This window comes from Haloarcula laminariae (assembly GCF_025457605.1).
Taxonomy (GTDB): domain Archaea; phylum Halobacteriota; class Halobacteria; order Halobacteriales; family Haloarculaceae; genus Haloarcula; species Haloarcula laminariae.
In genome coordinates this window covers 45,103-65,276 of record NZ_JAMZFY010000001.1, presented here as the reverse complement: position 1 = coordinate 65,276, position 20,174 = coordinate 45,103, and the positions used below count along the sequence as shown (strand labels likewise).

Here is a 20,174-nt window from a genome sequence, read left to right as displayed (position 1 = left end):
TCACATCGGACACGTCGGCGAGCGTCAGCGAAAGTGACTCCGCCGGCGCGACAGTCACAGACGTGAACGCAAACGTCGATGGCAGCGACGACCAGGGCGTTAGCTACGACATCACCGCAGGTAACGACGGCGGCGCGTTCGCCATCGACAGCGCCACCGGGACGGTCAGGGTGAACGATACCGCCGATATCGACGAGTCGGCACAGAGCTGTTTCACCGTGACCGTCGAAGCAGATACTGGGAAACGAAACATCGAGTAGCTTCCCGAGGTGGGCCTGACCAGTGAGGATGTCGTCCTCGCACACTGCGTCTGGACCGATGAGAACGAGCGAGAGTTACTGGCCGAAACGAGCAAGCATGTGACCCACTGTCCGTCCTCAAACATGAAACTCGCCAGGGGGATTGCGCCTATCGTCGATTATCTCGACCGTGGTATCAACGTCGCTTTAGGGAACGAGGTCGCCATGTAACAATACGCTCGGCCCGTTCACGGAGATGAAACAGGCGAGTGTGTTGCAGAAAGTCGACCAGTTAGATCCGACGGTGACGCCGATGTCGGATATCTTCGAGATGGCGATCATAAACGGCGCGAAAGCCGCCGGCTTCGACCGACTCGGGAAACTGTCTCCGGGGTGGCGGGCCGACATCATCGGACTGTCCACTGATTCGGCTCGTGGCACGCCACTCTACGAGATGCTATCGTATCTTGTGTTCGCTGCCCGTGGCGAGGACGTCCAGTTCACGATGGTCGACGGCGAGGTCCTCATAGAAGACGGGATACGTCAAGCGGCGACAGCGGTGGCCAAGTCGCTCGACATTCAGATGAACGAGCGAGCGCGCAAGAACAGAAGCCCTGACTCGGCTCATCGGTCACGTGTCGACCGCTCCGGTTTTCAGGCGTTCAGATTACGATTTTCTCAACCGGTATCCATCGAAACTTCCTCGGATTTTTGCCCGTTGCACTGAATACGGATGGATAAACTCGCTAGGATGCAGACATCTGATGGTGTTGTCAGTGGGCAGTACGAAGATGGAATCCTGACCACAGATGACGGTGAATACGTCCAGGGACGCGACGGTTCGCTAACCTACCCTTGCTCTCCATCAGCCCTCTACTGTGTCGGTCGGAACTTCACGGAGACACTCGACCAGATGGATTACGACCGGCCAGAGGTGTCGAAATTCATCTATATCAGTAGTTGGTAATACTGCTCTGTTGAATAGCGCCCTCTAAGCCATGATGAGACGACACCCGATTTGAGACCGACTTCCTCAACCGCTCACAAGGTGGCTCAGAGTTAGCCGGACTACACAACCACCGCTATTCAACAGAGCAGGTAATACAGTTTCTTTATTCAGAGTTAGTTTAGTATCAAAGGAAATCGTCTCACTCACGCTTGTGTTAGGCGGGTTCGTCTCGAAACCGTTCAATCAAGTGCTTGAACCCCTCCTCCTCTTCGAAGTCATCATAATCATCGTCAGCGCCGACAAGGAGTGTCACGTTGTTCCCGTTATTGTCTTCCCCCTTGGTGGCGGCGACAGCGTACGCATCTCCGAGTGACAGACTGTACGTTGCTTTCAAGTCTGAGGCGAGTTCCCACAAGTTGTCAATCTTGTATTCGGTTACACCCATCTGCTTGAGGTCTTCGATATGGGCATCTGCCCGCTCTGGCGAACTCAAACGGGCCGCTATGTACCGAAATTCTGCGAGATTGATCGTCGTGACGTACCCGTCAATGTCACCGTCGTACACATCGTCAAGGAATTCCTCAACATATCCTGCTCCGGGCTCATCGAACGCAAAAGCGATGAGCGGCTCGGCATCGAATACGACCTTCATTCGTCAGTTTCTGACTGCTCGTGCTTTTGGTCCAGTGTCTTCTTATCCCGCTCCCGCTCCTCTCTGAGCATCTCAGTAGCCGTCTGGTCACCTCCCTCGGCCTCGGGCGTGCCGAGGGCCCCTCGAATCTCAGACGGACGTTTTACTGGCCGTATCACGATTTCTCCTTCTTCGTTCTCAACGAATCGCACTCTCCCCGGCGTGTCGATGTGGAGCTTGTCCCGAAATTCTTTGGGAATCGTTGCCTGCCCCTTACTCGTAACGGTGACGGTGGTTCCGTCTTCTGCATCGCTCATACGTAATGGGTAGATATTAGTAATACATCAATCTTTGTAATACTCTTTTCAAATGCCGCTCAGCGGTTCTATTTCTCCCACTCCCAAAACTGAATCAAGAAACCGCGCTACCAACTACTAATATCAAAGGAGGCTCCGAGATCCCTACGGACCCACTGAGCGACAGTAACGGTACCAGCAGCGACACCGAGCGAAATGAGTATCCACGCTAGGACAGCACTCTCGAGCCATGGAGCTGTTACAACTGGAAGACGAAGTAACACAAGGGTCACAATCGTCAGGGACATGCCGGCTGTCAGCGTAAGTAACGATACCATTCCACGGAGTTGTAAAGAAGAACTCCGAGCGACGTTGTCGCCCGAGTGTGCTGCAGTCGGTTCCGCTGAACTAGTAGATGTTGTAGATGGAGCTGATGAATCATGTTCAGTTGGTTGTACCGCACCAGCAGAGAGATCATTTGTCGGTTCAGATGTCTGGCTATCTGCGGTGTTCAACGAGTGCGCTAACCAATAGAGGTGTCCTGAATTCATTTTTTCGACCTCTAAGATGTCAGCTTCGACGAGATCATCTAGTGCATTGTTACTCGTCGATCTTGTGTTTTCAAATTTCAGGTCGTCAAAATGTCGCTCGAGTACCTGCTCAACATCATTACGGGTGAGTGAGTTACGGGGGGTATCAGCGTTCTTGTGGGCGAACGCATGAGTATAGTTCCACCGAGAGTGTTTGCGTTTTTTATCAAACCCCTCTTCCTCAAGAATCTCGCGAATTTCTTCAGGGATAGTCGAATCGGGATCTACCATAGTGAAACTATATGGGTGGTAGTAATTTATTAAATTTTGCAATACCTCACTGATTATAACTTCTAGTAATCAATACACCCGTATGCCTAACTCGAAATGCACAATACGATCGTTTCCTCAACACCCCTGCTATTGTACAACGATAGCATATGGTATTCGATACATATGGCAAGTGACGAATCATCAAATTGGGAAACCGGCACTGACGACCAAACCGGTGAAGAATACGGCAAGGAAATCGATGCTTCACAGGAGTACATCCGAGTCAAGCCCGTCCGAGGGGGAGTCAACTCCAAAACCATCACCCGCGAACTCTACGGACTCCATCAATACGGCTCAGGTCGCAAACTCCCTCTCGATATTGAACTCCATATCGACGCGATAGAGGAAGTCTCCAACTTCGAATTCATCATCTACAAACCCGAAGGTGGGGCACAATTCAAGTTCTTCTTCGGGCCCGGTGAACGGGGCGATATCACCTGTGACCGACTCGAAAGTGCCACGCGCTCACAGTATCCAGAAGACTACGACTTCGAGCGGACCGAGTTCGATATCACCTCAGTGTTCGACGATGTCCCCCACATGGTCCGGTACGAAGGGCGTGAAGAACGCCGGAAAGACTGGATGACGACACTGACGCGCTTCGACACCGAACACATCGAACGCTCACCGCTCTCGAACCTCCTCGAGACCGCAATCCAGTCCGATGGTGCCGTCCTCTTCCAGGTCATCTTCGAACCACGATCGGATTGGTCTGCAAAAGCCCAACGCCAGAAAGGACTCCTCAAACAGGGCGTCCACTCACAAGGCGGGCTCTTCATTCGGACCATCATCGACGCTTTACTCGGTGGGGCATCTGATGAAGAACGACAACAGCGTCACCGGGGCGATACCCCACACGAAATCGGTGGCACGATTCATGACTCACAGGTCGGCGGCCAGCGTTCGGGCACCGGACGCATGGGCCAGATCGACCTGAAAAACCCCTCTCACACGTACAATACAAGTATCAGAGTTGCCGCTAGTGACGAAGCAACCGCGACAAATCTCCAAGATGCACTCAATCACCTCAGTGGCCAATTCTACTCCATCGAGGGCAAACACCTCGGCCAAAACGAGTACGAATTCAAGCGGATGCTCAACCACGGGCTGACCTATCCCAACGGCTGGGAATCTGTCACTCGGCGCAAGCCCATACTCGTCACCAACGCCAAAGAGCTCGCTAACTTCATCACTGTCCCCTCGATCGACTCACTACCCAAGGCCAGCCGTGGTGGGTCTGGCGGTCGACCAGCTGCCCAATCACCCCTGACTTCCCCGAACGAACAGGTCTTCCGCGAATTCTCAAAGGGGATGACCATCGGGCGAGCGGTCACCGCTCTCCGTGACCAAGGACAGGGGCAAAACAACATCAGCGCTATCGAAAGCAAAAACGACTGGTGGCAACAACTCGACCAGCGCGATGCTATCTCTCTGGCAGCCAACGACCTCACTCACCACTACATCAGAGGGGCGACTACCGGGAGCGGCAAGACCGTCGCCACCATCAACGACATGCTCACCACCCACCACTTCCTCGATGGGCCCACCGTTCTCGTCGACCCCAAAGGTGGTGAAATGTGCAAGAACTATCTGCGCTGTCACCGCACACTCTTCGGTGACCTCGACGACGTCGAGTACATCAAAATCCCCGAAGAAGATGGGCAAGTCCCAGGTATCCCCTTCTTCGATCTCCGGCCACTCGTTAGGGGCGCCGGGCGTGAACGTGCCACCGCCAAACAGGATCTCATCGACCACTACTTCCAGCTCCTCAGGTTTGTCCTCGGGCGAGAAACAGTCGATCAGGCCTTCGTCGCCAACGAAGTGCTGACGAATCTCATCAAAGCCAACTTCGACGAGGAGTACGGCTCGGACTACTTCTCGATCGGGAAACTGATGCAGACCGCTCAGGAGTACCAGAAGTGGGGCAAGAAGTACGACCCCAACAAGGAAGAAGACCCAGACGTCGACCAGTCCCACATCATCGACAACGCTGTCCCGAAAACCAGTGACCCGCAGGTCCGAGACATCCTCATCTCCCACCTGCAAAAAGACGAACGGCAGTTCACCAACACCACCGACGCCGTCCTCAACCGAATCCGAAAGCTGAAAGAGCGGGACTTCATCTGGGACATGCTCTCCTACGAGGTCGGTGAGGAACACTGGGACGACTCCACGGGCTGGTACGACAAAGCAGACATCCCCATGCTGGACCTCAAGAGTATCCTGAACTCCAACAAGGTCCTGCTGATCGACACGGGCAATCTCCGGGGCGAAAGCAGCGAGATATTCACCGTCCTGTTCCTGTCTCATCTGTGGACCTCAGTGCAGTCCATCTGGACGCCAGACAGGGACGACTACATCGCGAACGTGATCATCGAGGAGTCAGCCAACATCGCTCGCAACGAAATCGTCTATCAAGAACTACTCCCCAAAGGACGTGAGTTCAACCTCTCGCTGGGGCTCATCATGCAGTATCCCGAGCAGGTGCTGGGCGAGAACCCACGACAGAACCGCCGCGCCTACAAAGAGATCCTGAACAACGTCAACACGAAAATCATCGGGAACGTGGCAACAGACGACCTCCTCGCAGAGTCACTCTTCCACGAAGACCTAGACGGTGACGAAATCAAAGACCGCATCGCAGGGCTCAAACGTGGTGAATGGGTGGTGCAACTCCCATCCTATGAGTTCGACAAACAGAAGCCAGAAATCCTCACTCTCAAGCCACTCCCAATCCCACCCGGCCACTCCGAAGGCCCATTCAACGTTACGGCCCGAGCCGACAGTGTACGTGACCGCAGTCGCGCACGGATGTGTGTCGGCCGTGACAGTGACGCCGTCGATACGATGACCAGCCACGAACGGCAATCCAACACCGACGAGTCCGACTCTGCATCCGACCACGACCTCGACGACGATAACAGTCCAGACGGCATCACGCACGAACACAAAGCGTTCCTGGATCTGGTCTTCGACGCACTCACTGACGGGGTCGATGGGTACACGCTCGGCAGTCCGATGTCTGATCTTCCCTTCAGCGACACCGCCGCGTTCCTCGTGGACGAAGGGTTCCTCGAGAAGACAAAACTCGGGAACAACGAACTCTACTACAAGCCCACGACAAAAGCAGAAACACTCGTCGACCGAGACCTCTCACCAGCTGGCGGCGGCGAGAAAGGTGGCGAGAGCCTGACCCATCGGATCGGCGTGCGACTGGTGGCTACCTACTATGAACAACAGGGCTACGATGTCGAGATGTACTACAACCCTGAGAACTGGAATGCGCTTCACGACGTCTATGCCAAGGCAACTCCTGATTCACCCGATAACATAGACAAATTCGTCGAAGTCGAGACCTCACCCGAGAAACGCAGCCACGTCGAAGACGACTACGAAACGCTCGCAACCGCGACAGGGGACGCTGTATGGGTCGTTGAAAACCTCGACGGCGCCGAAAAACTCCTCAACTCACTCAGTGGATACACGTCAGTAGATATGTCAAGGCGGTCTGGAAACTTCGAAACCATGAGTGAGGCACTGGATGAGCCAGGAGCCAGCGAACTCCTGAGCATCAACAACCTCCGGGACGACGTCTAAGCAGTCAGACGGCGAGGCTCCATTTTCTACGCACTCGGCTCATTGGCGTCACACCAGCACTGGCCAGTGGCTCCCATACCAGTCGTTAGGTCCCCGAAGACTAGCGTCTCACCCCCTCGCCTCCTTGCGTGACCAAAGGCCACTCTCAATCGTATCTCAGTCTACTCCCAGCGTTTGTCTCAGAATCTCGATACAAAACTGGTTTTCGGGCCGATTAATGACAGGACTGCAGAGCAATGGTCGGTATCTTTCGTGAAATCTGTAATGACACGACGGCAGTCAAATAGCCGGTGTAGTTCATGAAACAGTGATTCGTTGCCCCGAATACGTTCATCACAAGACGGCAGCCGAATCCAGACCCTGTTTCATGAAACCTGTAATGACACTACAACAGCGGATTTTCGGGGTCTCTTCATGACAGTATTGAGCCCAAAACAGACAGCAGGTGAGGAAACCTCATATTCCGTAATGACAGTAATGCAGTCGATTAGGCCAGAGTTTTCATGAAACTCGTAATGACAAGATGGCGTCCGATTTGTCGGGAGTCTTCATGACAGCTGGAACTCGGAAACGAGCACTAATCGGCAGTGTGATTCAACCCGTAATGACAACACGGGGGCGCATTTGCGGCTAGTTTTCATGAAATTCGTAATGACAAGACGGCAAGCGGATTCGGGGGGTGGTTCATGAACACCATTTTGCCCGATTCGACAGTGATAATGACAAGACGGCAGCGGAATACGGTATCTCTTTCATGAATAATATTGTCTACCAGTCATTTCTATTAATGACAAGACTGCAGTCGAATTTGCTGGGTTCTTCATGAAATACCCCTCCCCGATAATTCTCGTGTGTAGGCTCTCACGGCCTTAGAAGTCTTTAGCGGGCCGCTAATTATACACTCATCCCGTCGTGTGTAGGCTCGCGAATTCACATAAATAGGGTCCAAGGGGGGAGCCTACACACGGGGGTAGTCGCGTAGCGAACAGAACAGGCGGAGCCAAAGAGAACTGGGGGAAACGAAGAGAAGAGGGCAGGGGCAGGAAACAGGGGACTACCAGAAACTTGATACAACAGAAGGGGACCCTAGAGAGGAGAAACACGAGTGAGAATACAGGTGGACTCGCAGGACGGACAACTCCGGAGGAGACACCCAACACTGACGAGCGGACAACACAACCGACCGACCGAGAAAACAACGCAGCTGACACTGACGCAAAGACGACGCACCAACCGGACGGTTCGCACAGCAACGAGGGTGGGGGCAGGGGAGACTGGTTTCTATGGCGCCGGAGGAGTGAGCGACAGATGAACTACACTGCTATGTACCGCTCGAACATCGTAGCGATCGCTGACGAACACGTCGACGAGGTCGAGGAGTTACTCGGCGGCGACCCACCAGAGACTGGCTACCGATTCGACGGCCAGTACGAACTGGATGGCACAGAACTAGCGCTGTTCAGTACCGCAACGACGTTCGACGCCTGGACCCCGAATGATGAACAAGTCACCGAACAGTTCCTCGAGACGCTGGCGGCGTATCTGGCCGACGGCGAAGTACTGCTGATTCGGTCCGTCGGATACACCGGCACGCGACACATCCCGGATGCGTACCAACACATCGCCCCAGCAAACGGCGAGGTAGAAATCGAACAGCTCCGGGACCCCAAGGAACTCGAGACAGTTACCGTTCGGGAACCAGGCACCTAAGCAAGCGACCAGCACCGCGACGGCGACGACACCACCGGACACCCGAGAGGGCAGCGACGGCGACGGGTGAGAACAGCGCCAGTAGGAACAGGCCGGACACTGCAGGGACGGCGACGACCGGTACCAACGACAGCGTCGACGACGACCGACACCCAACAGGCCAGACAACTTTAGCGAGCGACACGGCAGTGGGGGACACGAACGCAGTCAGGGCAGCGGGGCAGCGGCGGTCGCGCGCGGCGGCGACGGCAGGTGGATGGGTCGACGGCCGGGCAAGTGAGGGGACCACCTACGAACGGGGACGGACGACTACGCACTGACGGGGCGAGGAGGAGGCCGGCACCGAAACGGGGTGGAGAGGTAGACCAGTCGCGAGGCGGGGAGGAGAGGCCACACAAGCACAGATGTACGGTCCAGTCGGCGGTGTGAATCGAAGACAGCTTGAATCGTGACGAAGCTGCTTGATTTCCACATCGTCAAAATACCCAGAGACACTATGACTCCTCAGACACGTCCGTCGCTAACGACCGTATTGTCTCGGTCACGACATCAGTCAATGAGCGTCGGTGCTGATAGCAGTACTCCATCACAGCCTGCTTCTCGTCCCGATCAAGTGCTACAGCAACCCGTGGGATTTCCAAATAGCGCGGATGCTGCTGGCCAAACAGGATTTCCTTTCGCACCGTCTCTAACGGTGTCTCCACTGCTTCGACAGCCCGGTCGACAAACTCCATAGCATCGTCACTGTGGTCGAACTCCACCGCCATCGCAGCAATCCCGGTCACTCGGTCCTGACTGAGTGAGGCCTGTCGCCGTGCCAGATACCCAGCCACGGTCCAGCTCAACCCATCGTAGCGCCGGACCTCGCTATTGTGGTGCTTGAGTGCCGTCCACTGTTGACTCGTGCCGGCCGGCCCATCAACCAGCAGCGGGTGAATGTCCTCTGGCAGCGATAACACGTCGAAATACCGCCGCACCGTTCGCGGTGACTTCACCGTCCGATCAGCCACCATCTCGGCCAGTTCCTGGGTTGATGCTGCCTCTAGTTCAGCCGCAACGGATTGGCAGTACTGGGCCCACTCATAGGTCGACCACTCCCGGACGATACTTGCCGTCTCCGTCGCCGCCAACGCATCTAATGCGGTCTTATAGATCCGGACCGGCAGCTGTTCCCAGCCGCACTCCGTGGCGGCCTGGTATCGCTGCCAGCCATCCGTGATGTGATAGACGTCCTCTGTCCCATCTGGCCGCACAATCAGGGGTTTACTCATCCCCACCTCAGCTATCGACTCTCGAAGCTCCTCAGAAGGCGTCACCCGCCGAGGGTTGTGTGTTCCATGAACCAGCGAATCAACACCCACGAGGGCGTCGTACTCCGACGGGAGCTTCGCTTCGGGAATCGACTCACGGTCAGCGTCCGACGCCATCGCTACTCCCACCCCTCAGTCTCCGCCAGTGTTTCCAGCCGCTCTTGATATAGCTCCCGGACTAATTCCCCATGTCCGTTCACGTCTCGTTGTTGCATCACGCGAGCGTGCCATCGACTGTGTTGCTGGGTATCCGGCCCCAGCACATCGACTTTTTTGAACGGCCGCGTCGGTTCGACTTCCTCGTACGTCTCTCTGAGCGCCGCAGCACAGTTCTGCAGTGTCTCCCTGAACGCTTCGCGCTGATCGTCCGGCGACACATCGTCCTCTAACTGAGCGGTAACGCTGTGCCGGAAATCACGAAGCGTCCGCCGCAGCTCTTGCTCGGACATCTCATCGAACCGGAGTGAGCCGACGGTCTCGAGGACTGCGTCGGTCGGGTCAATAGCTGCCGTCTCGGCTTCTTCGTCGACGGCCTCGTACAGGGCGACGATTTCTCTGGAGGTGCCTGACTTGCCTTCCCCACTGCCGAGAGTCGTCTGGACATCGACACCGTAGTTCTCCAGCGCCATCCGCTCTTGTTCCGTGCGGTCCTCAGGCACTTTGAACAGCGACTGCAAAACTGGCGGTAGCTCTGCGGTCCGGAGGTGGCCTTCAACGATCGACACGGCACTATCATCGTCCCGGCCGAGGAACCGTTGAGAAACGTACTTCAGGGCTTGCTGGTCGGTGCAGAACCGCCGCACCTGTGTTCCATCCGATGAGCTCCGCACAGGCGGCCCATCACTTGGACTCCCGGGGAGCGTACATGCGGTCGCCGCACAGTGGGCCAACAGCTCCGACTCCCCAGCCATGTCGACGCCACAGGCCGGACACGACTCGGGTTCCTCTCGGGGCCGGACCAACTCGTAGATCAGTTTGAGCTGATTGGCGATTTCCTGTTCGGACAGCTCTTTCCGGTCGGTGTTTTCGACAAGCGACGTCCACGCTGCATCCAGATCGTCGGCATTGACGACTTTGCACGGCACCGTCTCGTAGCCGGCTTCCATCGCTGCGTGATACCGTCGCGACCCGGCAACGATCGCATACGTCGCCTCGTCAGTATCACTACCCTGCTCGTCAGCAAGCTCAACTGCCTCCAACGGCCGAACGATGATATCCTGCAGGACACCATCTGCGGCGATGGAATCAGCGAGCTTGCGGTCGTCCTCGTCGCCGGTCCACGCTTCGTCGCGAGACTGGACCGCATCGAGGACCAGCGAGTCGACAGGTAGGTCCCGTCGCTCGATCATGCGTCCTCGCCTCCAGTGGTGTCGGCCATGTCTTGGATGACTTGCTGCCAGCCGACCTGCTCCAGCGTCAGTGCGACATCGTCGCCGCCGTTGGCCTCGATGGCAACTTCGGCGAGGAAACTCTCAGTCTCGCCCGAGACCTTCTTTTGAATCTCTGCGACAGCGTCGCTATATGACTCGTAGACCGTCACCTCCTCTGCAACGGTGACATAGAACCCGTCGCCACCAGTGGCGTCGACGGTAAACTGCGTGCCCGGCATTACTCCTCACCCCGCGAGGCGATATCGCCGGTCGCGACTGTGCGGTCGGCAAGGTCGTCGAGATTGCTCTCAGCGACTTCGAGGACGCTGTCGTCAGTGACCCGGTACGGTTTGAGCATCCCGTAGGTATCCGGAAGCACGTGGTCGTTGATCCGGATTGACAGTCGGTCCGGCGTCCGGGGCCGAATATCGTCCGGGCCGCCCCACGACAGATACTGGCCGTCGGACTGCTGGTGGTACTTTGCTTCAGTCTCGATTACCGACCGTAGGTTGAGGTTCGTGATATTGAACCCGAGCTCACTGTAGAGTCCCCGCCGAGCGTTGAGTCGCTTGGTCGGTTCCCGCAACGGTGGCTCAGCAGGGTCCGCGACGAACAGCAGGTCAAACTCGGCCGACTGGGCCGGCGTAACCTCCTGTAAGCGCTCGTCGGTAATGCGGATCAACATCGAGGTGACCGTGAGATCCGGATCGACACTGCTGCGGTCTGTATCCAGCACTGCATCCAGTTCCGAGAGGATACGTTCGCAGGCCTCACTCGTGAGTGGATTGACCGGCCCACTCTCACCGTGGAGTTGCTCGTACTCGATGGCGAGTCGCTGGTTGGTCTGTTGCTCGCGGGTGACACCGTACTGCCGGAGGTCATCAACCGCGGTGCGGTTCGTCGTCTCGACGCTGCCGTGCGCTTGGAGGCGGATGATATCCTCACCGAACGTCTCTAAGAGCTCGCGGAGCGAACTCGTCAGTAGTGAGGGAATCTGGGCAATCCGATGGATCTCGCCGCTAGTCTCGGAGCTACTCTCACTCATCGTTCGGCTGCCTCCTCTCGAGTATGGTTATAATCCTCTGCGTTGCTCGGTCCGGTGTATTCAATACCGGTGAGTGGTTTTACCTGCATGGGTTTCTGTATCCGCAGAGCCCAGTCCAGGTGTCACACCACCTGGGCACTTCTCACTGAAATACGCCCAATTGGACTGAGCTATCCATTTCTTAATCACGAAATGGTATAAGCGTTTCCCATTTCGGTAATACGAAATGGTATAGGTTGCACTATCTACTTAGGATGCGAGATGGATTTATCTATTAATGGGCCGAGAGCGAGATGAAGAGAGTGGGAAATATACAGACGCGTATACTGACAAAGAATTTGTTGAAGCAATAAAAGACGAAGGGGGACTTGCCGGCACTGGTGAAATTGCAACGGCGGTAGGGTGTAGTCATCGGCAGGCGCTCAATCGGCTTAATGAACTTGAGGAAAGAGGGAAAGTAACGAGCAAAGATGTTGGACGTTCTCTTGTGTGGCGCATAGGCTAATTGGGACTCAAGCCAACCACGCTAGACCAATAGAGTCCTGACAAGGTACGAAGTCGGCTACCTGCAGTTTTCGACGGTGAAAGCTGTACTATTTGACCAAAACTATCAGTTTGTGCCGACATCGACGGCGTCGAGATCGGGCTCGTCGAACTCAAGTGCCGCCCCAACAGCTTCGGGAAGCTCCGGTCGCGGGGCCGATTCGTGGCGCTCGATTTTTTCGGTCTTGCGCGTGTTTTCATAGAGAGCACGAGCGACTGGGAGGCCACGGAGATACTTGTAGTCGTGAAGAACCTCAACGCCCCGCTCAGTGAACCCGTAGAACTGAGAGGGGAGATCTCGTTTCTCTTCGCTCGGTTCGTGCGTGTAGCGTGCGAGGAGCCCGGCGTCAATCAGCGTCTCCAGCTGGTCTTTGATTGCCGCCTGACTCTTCCCGGTCATGTACTCGAGTTCGGCAAGCGACATAAGATGAGCTGGGTGACCCAGAAGCTCTTGGATGATGAGATGGCGCGTATCCTGGGATAGCAGCTTGAACAGCCGCTGTTGCTCCGCGAACGGCCCCGCATTGGCCGCACCAGTGTTGGTTTCACTCATACCTGGGGTTACGTGAAGCGATACTATAACAGTTAGGTCTGTCCAAGTTGGTTATTCAAGAAAATACCACAGTGGTTCAGAAGAGATAAGGTGGAGTGGTTTGAACCAGCAGCTAATGACTGATCCGAGCCCCCCACCTGACGCTACGGACATTATGACGGTGGTCCACAAGGCTATCGGGGGAATTGAACTTGAGCCAGCGGAGAAACGAGAAATCTGGCGGTTCACCCAGCGTGAATTACCATATCTCTGGAGTCAGCGGACATCATATTTCATCCTCGGGAGCTATCGCGACCCCTATATCCGTCGGCTTCGCGCCGTCCAGAACGAACTCACGAAGCAGCTCGGTGCCTATCCGTTCATCATGGGTGATCTCCTCGAACTCCCGACTGACCGACTCAATACCTTCGACATCATGTTTTCGTTGCTCGCGACATACAGCGACTACATCATCGGTGTCTTCGAAAAGGAAAGCGGTGGTGAAGCACCAGAATTAGGCGAGATCGATGACCCACCGTATTTCGGCAAGTCGTACGTATTCCCACGTGATTACACATGGGTGACTGACGCCAATCTTGAATCGAAACAGCACGTCATTCAGGCCGCCCTCGAAATTGCGTTCGCAGACGATCTGTCAGAGGAAGCAGCCCAATCGAAGATCGAATCGCTCGTTGCTAACGCACAAGATAGCGACCTCGACATCAACAAACAGGAGATTGTGGAAGTTATCGATGACCGGGTGGATGAAGGAGAGAGCCCAGCAGCGTACAGTTGGGTCCATCTCAACAAGTTCCGCAAATTCGAACTCCACGATCAGTGCTTCCCGTGGACGACAGAGGAAGAACTTCGAACTACGGTTGACGAACTCCCGTCGCCGACACCACGTCCGGAGTGGGAAGCGAGTGAGGAACAGTGAACTTCACCCAATCTAGCTGGTGAATACACCGATTCACTCATTGATTATCTCGATATCAGGCCTTTCCACAATTCTGCATAAGAGCGTTCTGGAAGCTTCTACTTCGGGGTCGCGCCATCTCAACGGTACTCCAAGTTCTCGCCGATTTCCTGCATTCGCCGGTATTCGGCCTCGATATCGGACTGGTCAGCGAGCAATACAGAGCCGTACTGCTCGGCAGTTGCTTGTGGATTGGAAGACATAAAATAAGAGTTCGCACCCGCACGGGGTGCAGAAAATCACCGTGGAACGCGAGTTGGGCGACGATTGGTACTGGTTAGCTGTCCACCGGTCCGGAGTTCATCATGAGGATGTCAAGATTGCTTCGGCTACACCATGCCTTCGGCTTCGATCGTCCCAATGACGGTCTGGCCTTGATCGGTGATACCGTAGACACGACCTTTGCGACGGTCCTCCGAAACCAACAGCGTGACGAGCCCCTCTTCCTGAAGTTCTTGAAGTGCTCGTGAGACGTGTGCGATACTCAGGTCAGTGTCAGTTGCGATGAGCGATGGTGTCGCCGGGCCGGTCTGCAACCGCCCGAGTGTGGCGACTCGATACCGAGAGCTAATGACGTAACTCACCTCATCCCATTCGTCGGTCATTTGTGACCCCACCAGTCTACGCGATATCTTGTTCGATAGACGGATGAAAACAGCATGGGGTAATCTAGGGTGCTCGCTCTATTTTATTATATATTCTACAAGTGGGATAGGTTCCGCATATTGACCAGTAATTCACACTTACATGTCTGTTTCTGCCACCGCGTAGCGGACTCAAGGCAGTTAAGATGTGTAGCAAAGGGTTCAGTAGGCTCGCACCGAACACTCCGGTGATGGTCGACAGTCCCTGTGTGAACGCGTGTGCGGTCGCCGACGGCATGTGTGTCGGTTGTGGGCGGACGCTGAACGAGATTACCTCGTGGCAATCGATGAGCGAGGCCAGTCGAACCGAGGTGCTCGAAGAAATTCAAGGCGGCGAGCGCGAGTATCCGAAATCAGGGTAAATATCGCGGGCGTACTAAACCAGTTCACTCCGGTTCGACAACATCGTTACAGTCGGGACACTCGGCCCACATCCCCATTTGGCCCTCAGTATCCTCGTACTCGATGAGCACCCCAGCCTCCGTAATCGTGGTTCCACAGTCCGGACACTGACCGAGCGCGTCGTCAGGTGTCATGCAAAGGGAATGGACGGAGCGTGTGACATGGTCTGTCCATGTGATATTGTGTCCCCTGATAGTGTAAGCCTTGTCCGGGAACACCTGTTATCGTGTTACTCGAACACAGGGAGACGAATGTATGATCCGTCAGATGGGTCCGGAGCGTCGATATATCCGGACATCAGATCCATTGTCCGGTCGCCGTAATCAGTTCCATCAATCGTGCGAACAGGCACTGTTTCGGGATTTGCACCATCATAGATTGGTTCCTGATTTTCGAGTGAATCGTAGTCCTCTTGCACCAGGATGATATCGATGTCACTCTGACTCTCTGGCCTGTCTATCGGCTTGTCCGGATTAGCAAAACTACCTGTGAGCCACACACTATCGACTCCACTCCAATCAGTTATCTCAAGATTTGTTCGTACGTGCTTGGCAATGAGCTCAAGATCCAACTGCGTAGAATCTAATCCCATCAGTGACGCAGGCTTTGTGTCTCGAGGCTGTATATTTTATCGGATCAGTTCGCTGCCTGCGACGGCTACGGCCTCGTTCTAGATGGGCTCACAGCGCTCACGTCCTTCCGCATCGAACTCAGCCATCTGAAGGGCCGTTGTAACCGTGCGAGCGATGAAGCCCGGGCGGGCTCGCGACGTACGGGACGCGCGACCTCGAGGAGCCGCCGAAGGCGGCGAGTGAGTAAGGTAGTTTACATCGACCAAGTAGGAAGCGAGGGTGTCTCATTCTCCCAACGAATTGCCTCTACCGCAGCTGTGAACTCCTGTAGTCGGTCATCGAGGACGGCGAGTGGATGGGCATCAAGAAACGTCGCTCTATGCCGGTCGACCTGCGTATCTTCGTAATTGAGCTGGATATGGCAGGGCCCAAGATCCGGATGGTCAGCGTCCTGGTGGAAGCCGAGCATCAAGTTCCTAGTCGGTTCGATCCAGTTGATGCGGTAGTATTCGTGATCGACGCCGGCGGGGTACCAGAAGCGAATCTCCAGTCGTGCAATCTCCGCGTCGTAGGAGTTATCCAGGAACGTTGTCGGATCGACATCCGCGATGACGTACCGGGGTCGGCGTCGAGACGGGCGATAGCGTACATCTTCACAACCCGCTTGGTTCGTCAATCGGTCATGAACGTCACGGAGAAGGGTCCGCTGCGTATAGCGGTCTCGACCAGCGAGAAAGATCATGCTGTGAGAGGGAAGGATTAGCTCGTGGCGTGGTCGGCCACGTCGGTCATCTGTTCGCGAGCGGCTTCGACGTCGGAGTAGAGTTCCAGTGCGTGCTTGATGAGGCCACGATCCTCCTCGTTCTCGCGCCAGAACGCGATAACGTCGCGGCGTTCCCGGAGTTCATCACTTGCGAGGTCGCCGTCGGCAAGCGACTGTTCAAGCTCCTCCCACGTCTCGACATCGTAGGTCGCCTGCCACTCCTCAATCTCCTCGGTGATCGCAGCCAATTCGTTGCGAAGCTCCTCGCGCGCGTTCTCCGCAATGAGCGTCCGAATTTCTTCGAAGAGCAGTCGCGTGTAGTCCGGCTGATAGCGTGTGGTCTCGCCGGCCTCAACGCGGCGCAGCTGACCTTGCTCGACGAGCGCCTGGAGTTCCTCGTTGGTCGTGCTCCAAGCAGCGTCGGCCTGTTCGCTGATCCAGTTGACCGATCGCGGTTCGCGGAGCGTCTCGGCGACCGCTCGAATACGGTCGCGGGCGCTCATCGACTCGGTCCACGACTGGACCCCATCTCGCGAGGATTCGGACATGCTTGACACCTCTTGCAACAGTGTTGACGCTGTGCCCTCAAATATGTTTGTACCCTCTCGCATAATCAAGAAGCTGTCGCGAGCAAGGGCGTCCAGACGTTGAAATACGATACCGATAGAATCTATGAACCCACTGATTTACAACTGATATTCTGACTTTGAGGAACTGCGAGCGACTGGCGGAGCGCCCCACGTTCAAGACGTGAACGGATCGATCAGTCCCTCTGCGATTCGCTGGAACTCGTCCTCGATGTACTCGCGTCCAAATGTTGGCCTCATTGGGGAAGGTCCACCTCGTAATCAGCTGCCAGCTTCTGGAACTCGGACCACGCGGGGAGACGGCTGTCCTCAGTCTCGCCGTGTGTCTCGAGGTACTGGAGTAGGGCATCAATCTCGTCTTTGAGTCTGTACCATTCGTCTTTAGCTAAGACTCACACCTCGGTTGCGTAGCGGTAGCGAGCGTCTCCTGTAAGACTGGTCGTTGCTGGTGAATCTTCTGCGCATCTTCGATCAGCCGCTCCAGCAACGGCGGTGGCGAGTAACCGAGATACTCACCGAGTTTGTGGAGGATGAGCTGGGCGTGCGACCGGAAGGTCGCCGCCCAGCGCTCCGGCGGAAACACGATCTCATCGTCAGTCTGCTCGGTCACCAGATCCAACAACTCACGACTCACCAGCAGTGACAACAACGCCGCGTACAGCAAAATCTCCACGACATCACGGTTGCTTGTGTCGAACTCGTCCAGTTCGTACTGTGTTTTTAGCTCACGGAACAACGTCTCTACTTCCCAGCGACACCGATACAGCGTCCCTAGATCCGCCGGGAGAAACTCTTCTCTCGGCAAATTCGTGATGTACAGATGGTAGTCGTCGGCGTCCGAATCGCGGACGCCGACGACGCGGAACCGCTTCGTATCCAACGAACGCGTTCCCTCGTACTGGCCTCGCTTGAACTGGGCTTCGACCTCCACGTCAATGTACTGTCGTGAGAGGTCATCGACGACATCCTGGATCTGCTCGCCTTCCAAGGGAATGGCGCGCCCGCGCCATTCCCGTAACTCCTCTGTTATCACCGGATTCGCGTTGTCCTTCAGCCGGCTCACAAAGTAGCCGTCGTTCTCGTCGATCAACGCGAACCGGCGGTACTTGAAGTACGCCAGATCGAACAAAACCAGTCGGCCGTGCAGCCACGACCCCGTGTTGAACAGCGTGCTGTCGTGTGTTTTCTCGTCGGTCACGTCGAGTCGTTCGATCGTCTGCTCGGTGGCGTTGTGGAGCAGGTGGAGCTTCGCTCCAGCCTGCTCCTCGTGACGGGCTTGGAACTCATCAGAGAGGAACTCGTGCAACCGCAACACCGTTCCATCAGCGATCATCACGTCCCTGAATCGGTCGATATCAGCGTCAACAGCGTCGGGAACAGCGACCTCGTCGAGGCCGCGCTCGACGAGGTCGCGGAGATACTCCGCCAGCGTCGGCGTCAACCGCTGATAGAAGCCACCGGGAGAGATCGTCTCATCGGCTGTGGAGTTGTAGCTGCGTCTGAACCCGGCGAGTGTTCGGCTTTCGCCTGCGGCGAAGCCGAACACGAGCGCCCACACGAGGACTGGAATCTGAAGTTTGCCGTCTCGCTCGACCACGCCGAGTTCCTCGGCGTGCTCTTCGAGGAACTCAGAGGGAAAGAGAGTAGTGAGCCGACGCATAATTCTCGATGAGGAGGCTTCGTTGTGCACACTCGTCGCCTCCTCATTCCTCTCAAAAAGTAGCCTCGATAAGCCGCTGCTGTCACGCGGTTTCTGGCTTAGCTAAAGACGGATGTACCATCAACTCTACCCGAAGGTGTCCGCATTCAGGTGGACTCTGTGAACGTCAACCAGGATGAAATCCTCGAGATACTTCAGTCCGTAGCGGCTGTCCTCGACGTTCGACCCGAGTACTTTGGACGGGAGCGTCTTCACGAATGGAGCCGCGTCTACAATTATGCCCTCTATGTACGTGTTCGCCGGTCGGTATCAGAACAGCGCCTTGCCGGATCGGGTGGACTACTAGAGCGACTCGCCGTCTTCTCCAGCCGTCGACGGGGAGAAGGACACTACGAATGGGACAACGAAGAGATAACGGCCCACTACAATACAGTCGGACTAAACCAGACTGCACTTCAGAATCTTCTTCCCGACCAGCACGTCGGGAAAGTGCTAAAACTCTATCATCTAAAACAACCCTCAGCGAACGCGACAACAGATCCGACATCTCATCCAAAGCTCGAAGTTCAATTCTCGACCGAGTATAGCGATGGCGCGGCTATTCCGTGGCAGGGCTCTGATTACGATATAGCAGATCTCAAGGAAGAACTCGATGAATACCTCCTCTGTCAGTTGGATTGGGCAGGACTAGCAACAACTGCTGAGGCCGATTGGGTTGTTCCAGATGCCTATTGGGAGCCAGAAGATACGGATCGAAACATCACGGTGTATCCAGATCCGCTGGAGGAGGTCAAGGAAGTGGAGGAAGGATTAGCAGTTCATCACTTGCTTGATAAGGATATGAGTCGTGGCGAGCGTGCTGTTCTTCGTGCCCTCGCTGAAACAGGCAAAAGTCATTATCAAAACCTAGCTGCTGAAAGTGAGACGTCAACCTCAACAGTCTACCGGGCAGTCGACACGTTCTCTAATATTATCAAAAAGACCAACGGGGTTTTTGAGTTCGCTGATGACGTACTCAGAGACAAGTTTCAAGAGCTATTCGAGCACCTCGAAGACGCATTAGAGTGGGTCGAACAAGGCATCAATCATATCCAGGACTCAGAAAGGCTCATCGGTGAAAACACTGCGTTTGCTAGTTGGGCGCGTCGGTATGGTGTCTCAGTTCTCGAGAAGGAGGACTCGATTGAGATTGAATTCCAAGCGGGGAAATACTCAAAATATGAGCTGCAGAAAATTCTCCGGAGTGGATACAAAGCCGCACGTCGAATGGGTTCGCGGACAGCTCACAAGTTGATGAGAGCGACTATCCGGTATCGAGATCAGGATGGCAATAAACTCCAGCGGCGATGTTTCATCCCACAGGGGACTTCAATCTCCGTCCTTGGTGACACTACGCTAACACTTGGCTAACGACGGCTGAGTGGCAACACTATCCAGCGACCTTCTCTCCCGGCTATTTTAGCAGTATAATTCCCTTCAGTTATC

19 protein-coding genes and 5 pseudogenes are annotated in these 20,174 nt (G+C 55.5%); 8 read left to right on the top strand and 16 right to left on the bottom strand.

Going from position 1 to position 20,174, the window contains the following annotated elements; genetic code table 11:
- Nucleotides 1-23 precede the first annotated feature (23 nt).
- Nucleotides 24-816: pseudogene (locus NJQ98_RS19050) on the top strand (amidohydrolase family protein); the annotation flags it as partial.
- 156 nt (nucleotides 817-972) lie between these two features.
- Nucleotides 973-1,185: pseudogene (locus tag NJQ98_RS00270) on the top strand (fumarylacetoacetate hydrolase family protein); the annotation flags it as partial.
- Between the two features lie 217 nt (nucleotides 1,186-1,402).
- Here the strand turns inward: NJQ98_RS00270 and NJQ98_RS00265 are convergent.
- From NJQ98_RS00265 to NJQ98_RS00255, 3 genes are all read right to left on the bottom strand, one after another.
- Nucleotides 1,403-1,840 carry a PIN domain-containing protein gene (locus NJQ98_RS00265; protein ID WP_262174502.1) on the bottom strand — a complete coding sequence of 146 codons (438 nt, stop codon included), beginning with the start codon at nucleotides 1,838-1,840 and terminating at the stop codon, nucleotides 1,403-1,405.
- Nucleotides 1,837-2,136, bottom strand: coding sequence for an AbrB/MazE/SpoVT family DNA-binding domain-containing protein (locus tag NJQ98_RS00260; protein ID WP_262174500.1), 300 nt, complete (start codon nucleotides 2,134-2,136; stop codon nucleotides 1,837-1,839). The genes NJQ98_RS00265 and NJQ98_RS00260 overlap by 4 nt, the downstream gene beginning before the upstream one ends.
- Before the next feature lie 107 nt (nucleotides 2,137-2,243).
- On the bottom strand, nucleotides 2,244-2,936 hold the full coding sequence (locus NJQ98_RS00255) for a hypothetical protein (protein ID WP_262174497.1): 693 nt from the start codon (nucleotides 2,934-2,936) through the stop codon (nucleotides 2,244-2,246).
- Nucleotides 2,937-3,101: 165 nt separating this feature from the next.
- Between NJQ98_RS00255 and NJQ98_RS00250 the strand changes: the two genes are divergently transcribed.
- The gene (locus NJQ98_RS00250) at nucleotides 3,102-6,575 is read left to right on the top strand and encodes an ATP-binding protein (protein WP_262174494.1); all 3,474 of its coding nucleotides are present in this window, start codon (nucleotides 3,102-3,104) and stop codon (nucleotides 6,573-6,575) included.
- Between the two features lie 1,308 nt (nucleotides 6,576-7,883).
- Nucleotides 7,884-8,285, top strand: a complete 402-nt coding sequence (locus NJQ98_RS00245) for a hypothetical protein (RefSeq protein WP_262174492.1) — start codon at nucleotides 7,884-7,886, stop codon at nucleotides 8,283-8,285.
- Between the two features lie 494 nt (nucleotides 8,286-8,779).
- Here the strand turns inward: NJQ98_RS00245 and NJQ98_RS00240 are convergent, their stop codons facing one another.
- The 5 genes from NJQ98_RS00240 to NJQ98_RS00220 form a co-directional block, all read right to left on the bottom strand.
- Nucleotides 8,780-9,712 carry a ParB/RepB/Spo0J family partition protein gene (locus NJQ98_RS00240; protein ID WP_262174490.1) on the bottom strand — a complete coding sequence of 311 codons (933 nt, stop codon included), beginning with the start codon at nucleotides 9,710-9,712 and terminating at the stop codon, nucleotides 8,780-8,782.
- Between the two features lie 2 nt (nucleotides 9,713-9,714).
- Complete coding sequence (locus NJQ98_RS00235) at nucleotides 9,715-10,944, bottom strand: ParB/RepB/Spo0J family partition protein (protein WP_262174487.1); 1,230 nt, start codon at nucleotides 10,942-10,944, stop codon at nucleotides 9,715-9,717.
- Complete coding sequence (locus NJQ98_RS00230) at nucleotides 10,941-11,204, bottom strand: hypothetical protein (protein WP_262174486.1); 264 nt, start codon at nucleotides 11,202-11,204, stop codon at nucleotides 10,941-10,943. Before NJQ98_RS00230 ends, NJQ98_RS00235 begins: the two co-directional genes overlap by 4 nt.
- Nucleotides 11,204-12,010 (bottom strand): hypothetical protein, encoded by an 807-nt coding sequence (locus NJQ98_RS00225; RefSeq protein ID WP_262174484.1) that lies wholly within the window; start codon nucleotides 12,008-12,010, stop codon nucleotides 11,204-11,206. Before NJQ98_RS00225 ends, NJQ98_RS00230 begins: the two co-directional genes overlap by 1 nt.
- Before the next feature lie 610 nt (nucleotides 12,011-12,620).
- Entirely contained in the window at nucleotides 12,621-13,106 is a 486-nt protein-coding gene (locus NJQ98_RS00220) for a helix-turn-helix domain-containing protein (protein ID WP_262174483.1), read from the bottom strand.
- A 115-nt stretch (nucleotides 13,107-13,221) separates the two neighbouring features.
- On the opposite strand from NJQ98_RS00220, the gene NJQ98_RS00215 reads away from it, so the two are divergent.
- Nucleotides 13,222-14,022, top strand: coding sequence for a DUF8170 family protein (locus NJQ98_RS00215; RefSeq protein WP_262174482.1), 801 nt, complete (start codon nucleotides 13,222-13,224; stop codon nucleotides 14,020-14,022).
- 119 nt (nucleotides 14,023-14,141) lie between these two features.
- Here the strand turns inward: NJQ98_RS00215 and NJQ98_RS00210 are convergent, their stop codons facing one another.
- The gene (locus tag NJQ98_RS00210) at nucleotides 14,142-14,264 is read right to left on the bottom strand and encodes a hypothetical protein (RefSeq protein ID WP_262174480.1); all 123 of its coding nucleotides are present in this window, start codon (nucleotides 14,262-14,264) and stop codon (nucleotides 14,142-14,144) included.
- Nucleotides 14,265-14,390: 126 nt separating this feature from the next.
- Complete coding sequence (locus NJQ98_RS00205) at nucleotides 14,391-14,666, bottom strand: winged helix-turn-helix domain-containing protein (RefSeq protein ID WP_262174477.1); 276 nt, start codon at nucleotides 14,664-14,666, stop codon at nucleotides 14,391-14,393.
- A gap of 230 nt (nucleotides 14,667-14,896) precedes the next feature.
- Between NJQ98_RS00205 and NJQ98_RS00200 the strand changes: the two genes are divergently transcribed.
- Nucleotides 14,897-15,067 carry a DUF1289 domain-containing protein gene (locus NJQ98_RS00200; RefSeq protein ID WP_262174475.1) on the top strand — a complete coding sequence of 57 codons (171 nt, stop codon included), beginning with the start codon at nucleotides 14,897-14,899 and terminating at the stop codon, nucleotides 15,065-15,067.
- 24 nt (nucleotides 15,068-15,091) lie between these two features.
- Here the strand turns inward: NJQ98_RS00200 and NJQ98_RS00195 are convergent, their stop codons facing one another.
- Both NJQ98_RS00195 and NJQ98_RS00190 read right to left on the bottom strand, forming a co-directional pair.
- On the bottom strand, nucleotides 15,092-15,241 hold the full coding sequence (locus NJQ98_RS00195) for a DUF7837 family putative zinc-binding protein (RefSeq protein WP_262174474.1): 150 nt from the start codon (nucleotides 15,239-15,241) through the stop codon (nucleotides 15,092-15,094).
- A gap of 95 nt (nucleotides 15,242-15,336) precedes the next feature.
- Nucleotides 15,337-15,699, bottom strand: coding sequence for a hypothetical protein (locus NJQ98_RS00190; RefSeq protein WP_262174471.1), 363 nt, complete (start codon nucleotides 15,697-15,699; stop codon nucleotides 15,337-15,339).
- Nucleotides 15,700-15,753: 54 nt separating this feature from the next.
- On the opposite strand from NJQ98_RS00190, the pseudogene NJQ98_RS19135 reads away from it, so the two are divergent.
- Nucleotides 15,754-15,926: pseudogene (locus NJQ98_RS19135) on the top strand (DUF7558 family protein); the annotation flags it as partial.
- A gap of 6 nt (nucleotides 15,927-15,932) precedes the next feature.
- Here NJQ98_RS19135 and NJQ98_RS19045 read toward each other — a convergent pair.
- The 4 genes and pseudogenes from NJQ98_RS19045 to NJQ98_RS00175 all read right to left on the bottom strand — a co-directional run bounded on the left by NJQ98_RS19045 (nucleotide 15,933) and on the right by NJQ98_RS00175 (nucleotide 18,689).
- Nucleotides 15,933-16,421 carry a hypothetical protein gene (locus NJQ98_RS19045; RefSeq protein WP_348533549.1) on the bottom strand — a complete coding sequence of 163 codons (489 nt, stop codon included), beginning with the start codon at nucleotides 16,419-16,421 and terminating at the stop codon, nucleotides 15,933-15,935.
- A gap of 17 nt (nucleotides 16,422-16,438) precedes the next feature.
- On the bottom strand, nucleotides 16,439-16,990 hold the full coding sequence (locus tag NJQ98_RS00180; RefSeq protein ID WP_262174466.1) for a DUF7342 family protein: 552 nt from the start codon (nucleotides 16,988-16,990) through the stop codon (nucleotides 16,439-16,441).
- 275 nt (nucleotides 16,991-17,265) lie between these two features.
- Nucleotides 17,266-17,400 (bottom strand): annotated as a pseudogene (locus NJQ98_RS19040) (transcriptional regulator TrmB); the annotation flags it as partial.
- 14 nt (nucleotides 17,401-17,414) lie between these two features.
- A complete protein-coding gene (locus tag NJQ98_RS00175; RefSeq protein WP_262178698.1) occupies nucleotides 17,415-18,689 on the bottom strand; it encodes an IS4 family transposase in 1,275 nt (424 codons plus the stop codon).
- 123 nt (nucleotides 18,690-18,812) lie between these two features.
- Between NJQ98_RS00175 and NJQ98_RS00170 the strand changes: the two are divergent.
- Nucleotides 18,813-20,099, top strand: a pseudogene (locus tag NJQ98_RS00170) (DUF7845 domain-containing protein); the annotation flags it as partial.
- Between the last annotated feature and the right edge of the window lie 75 nt (nucleotides 20,100-20,174).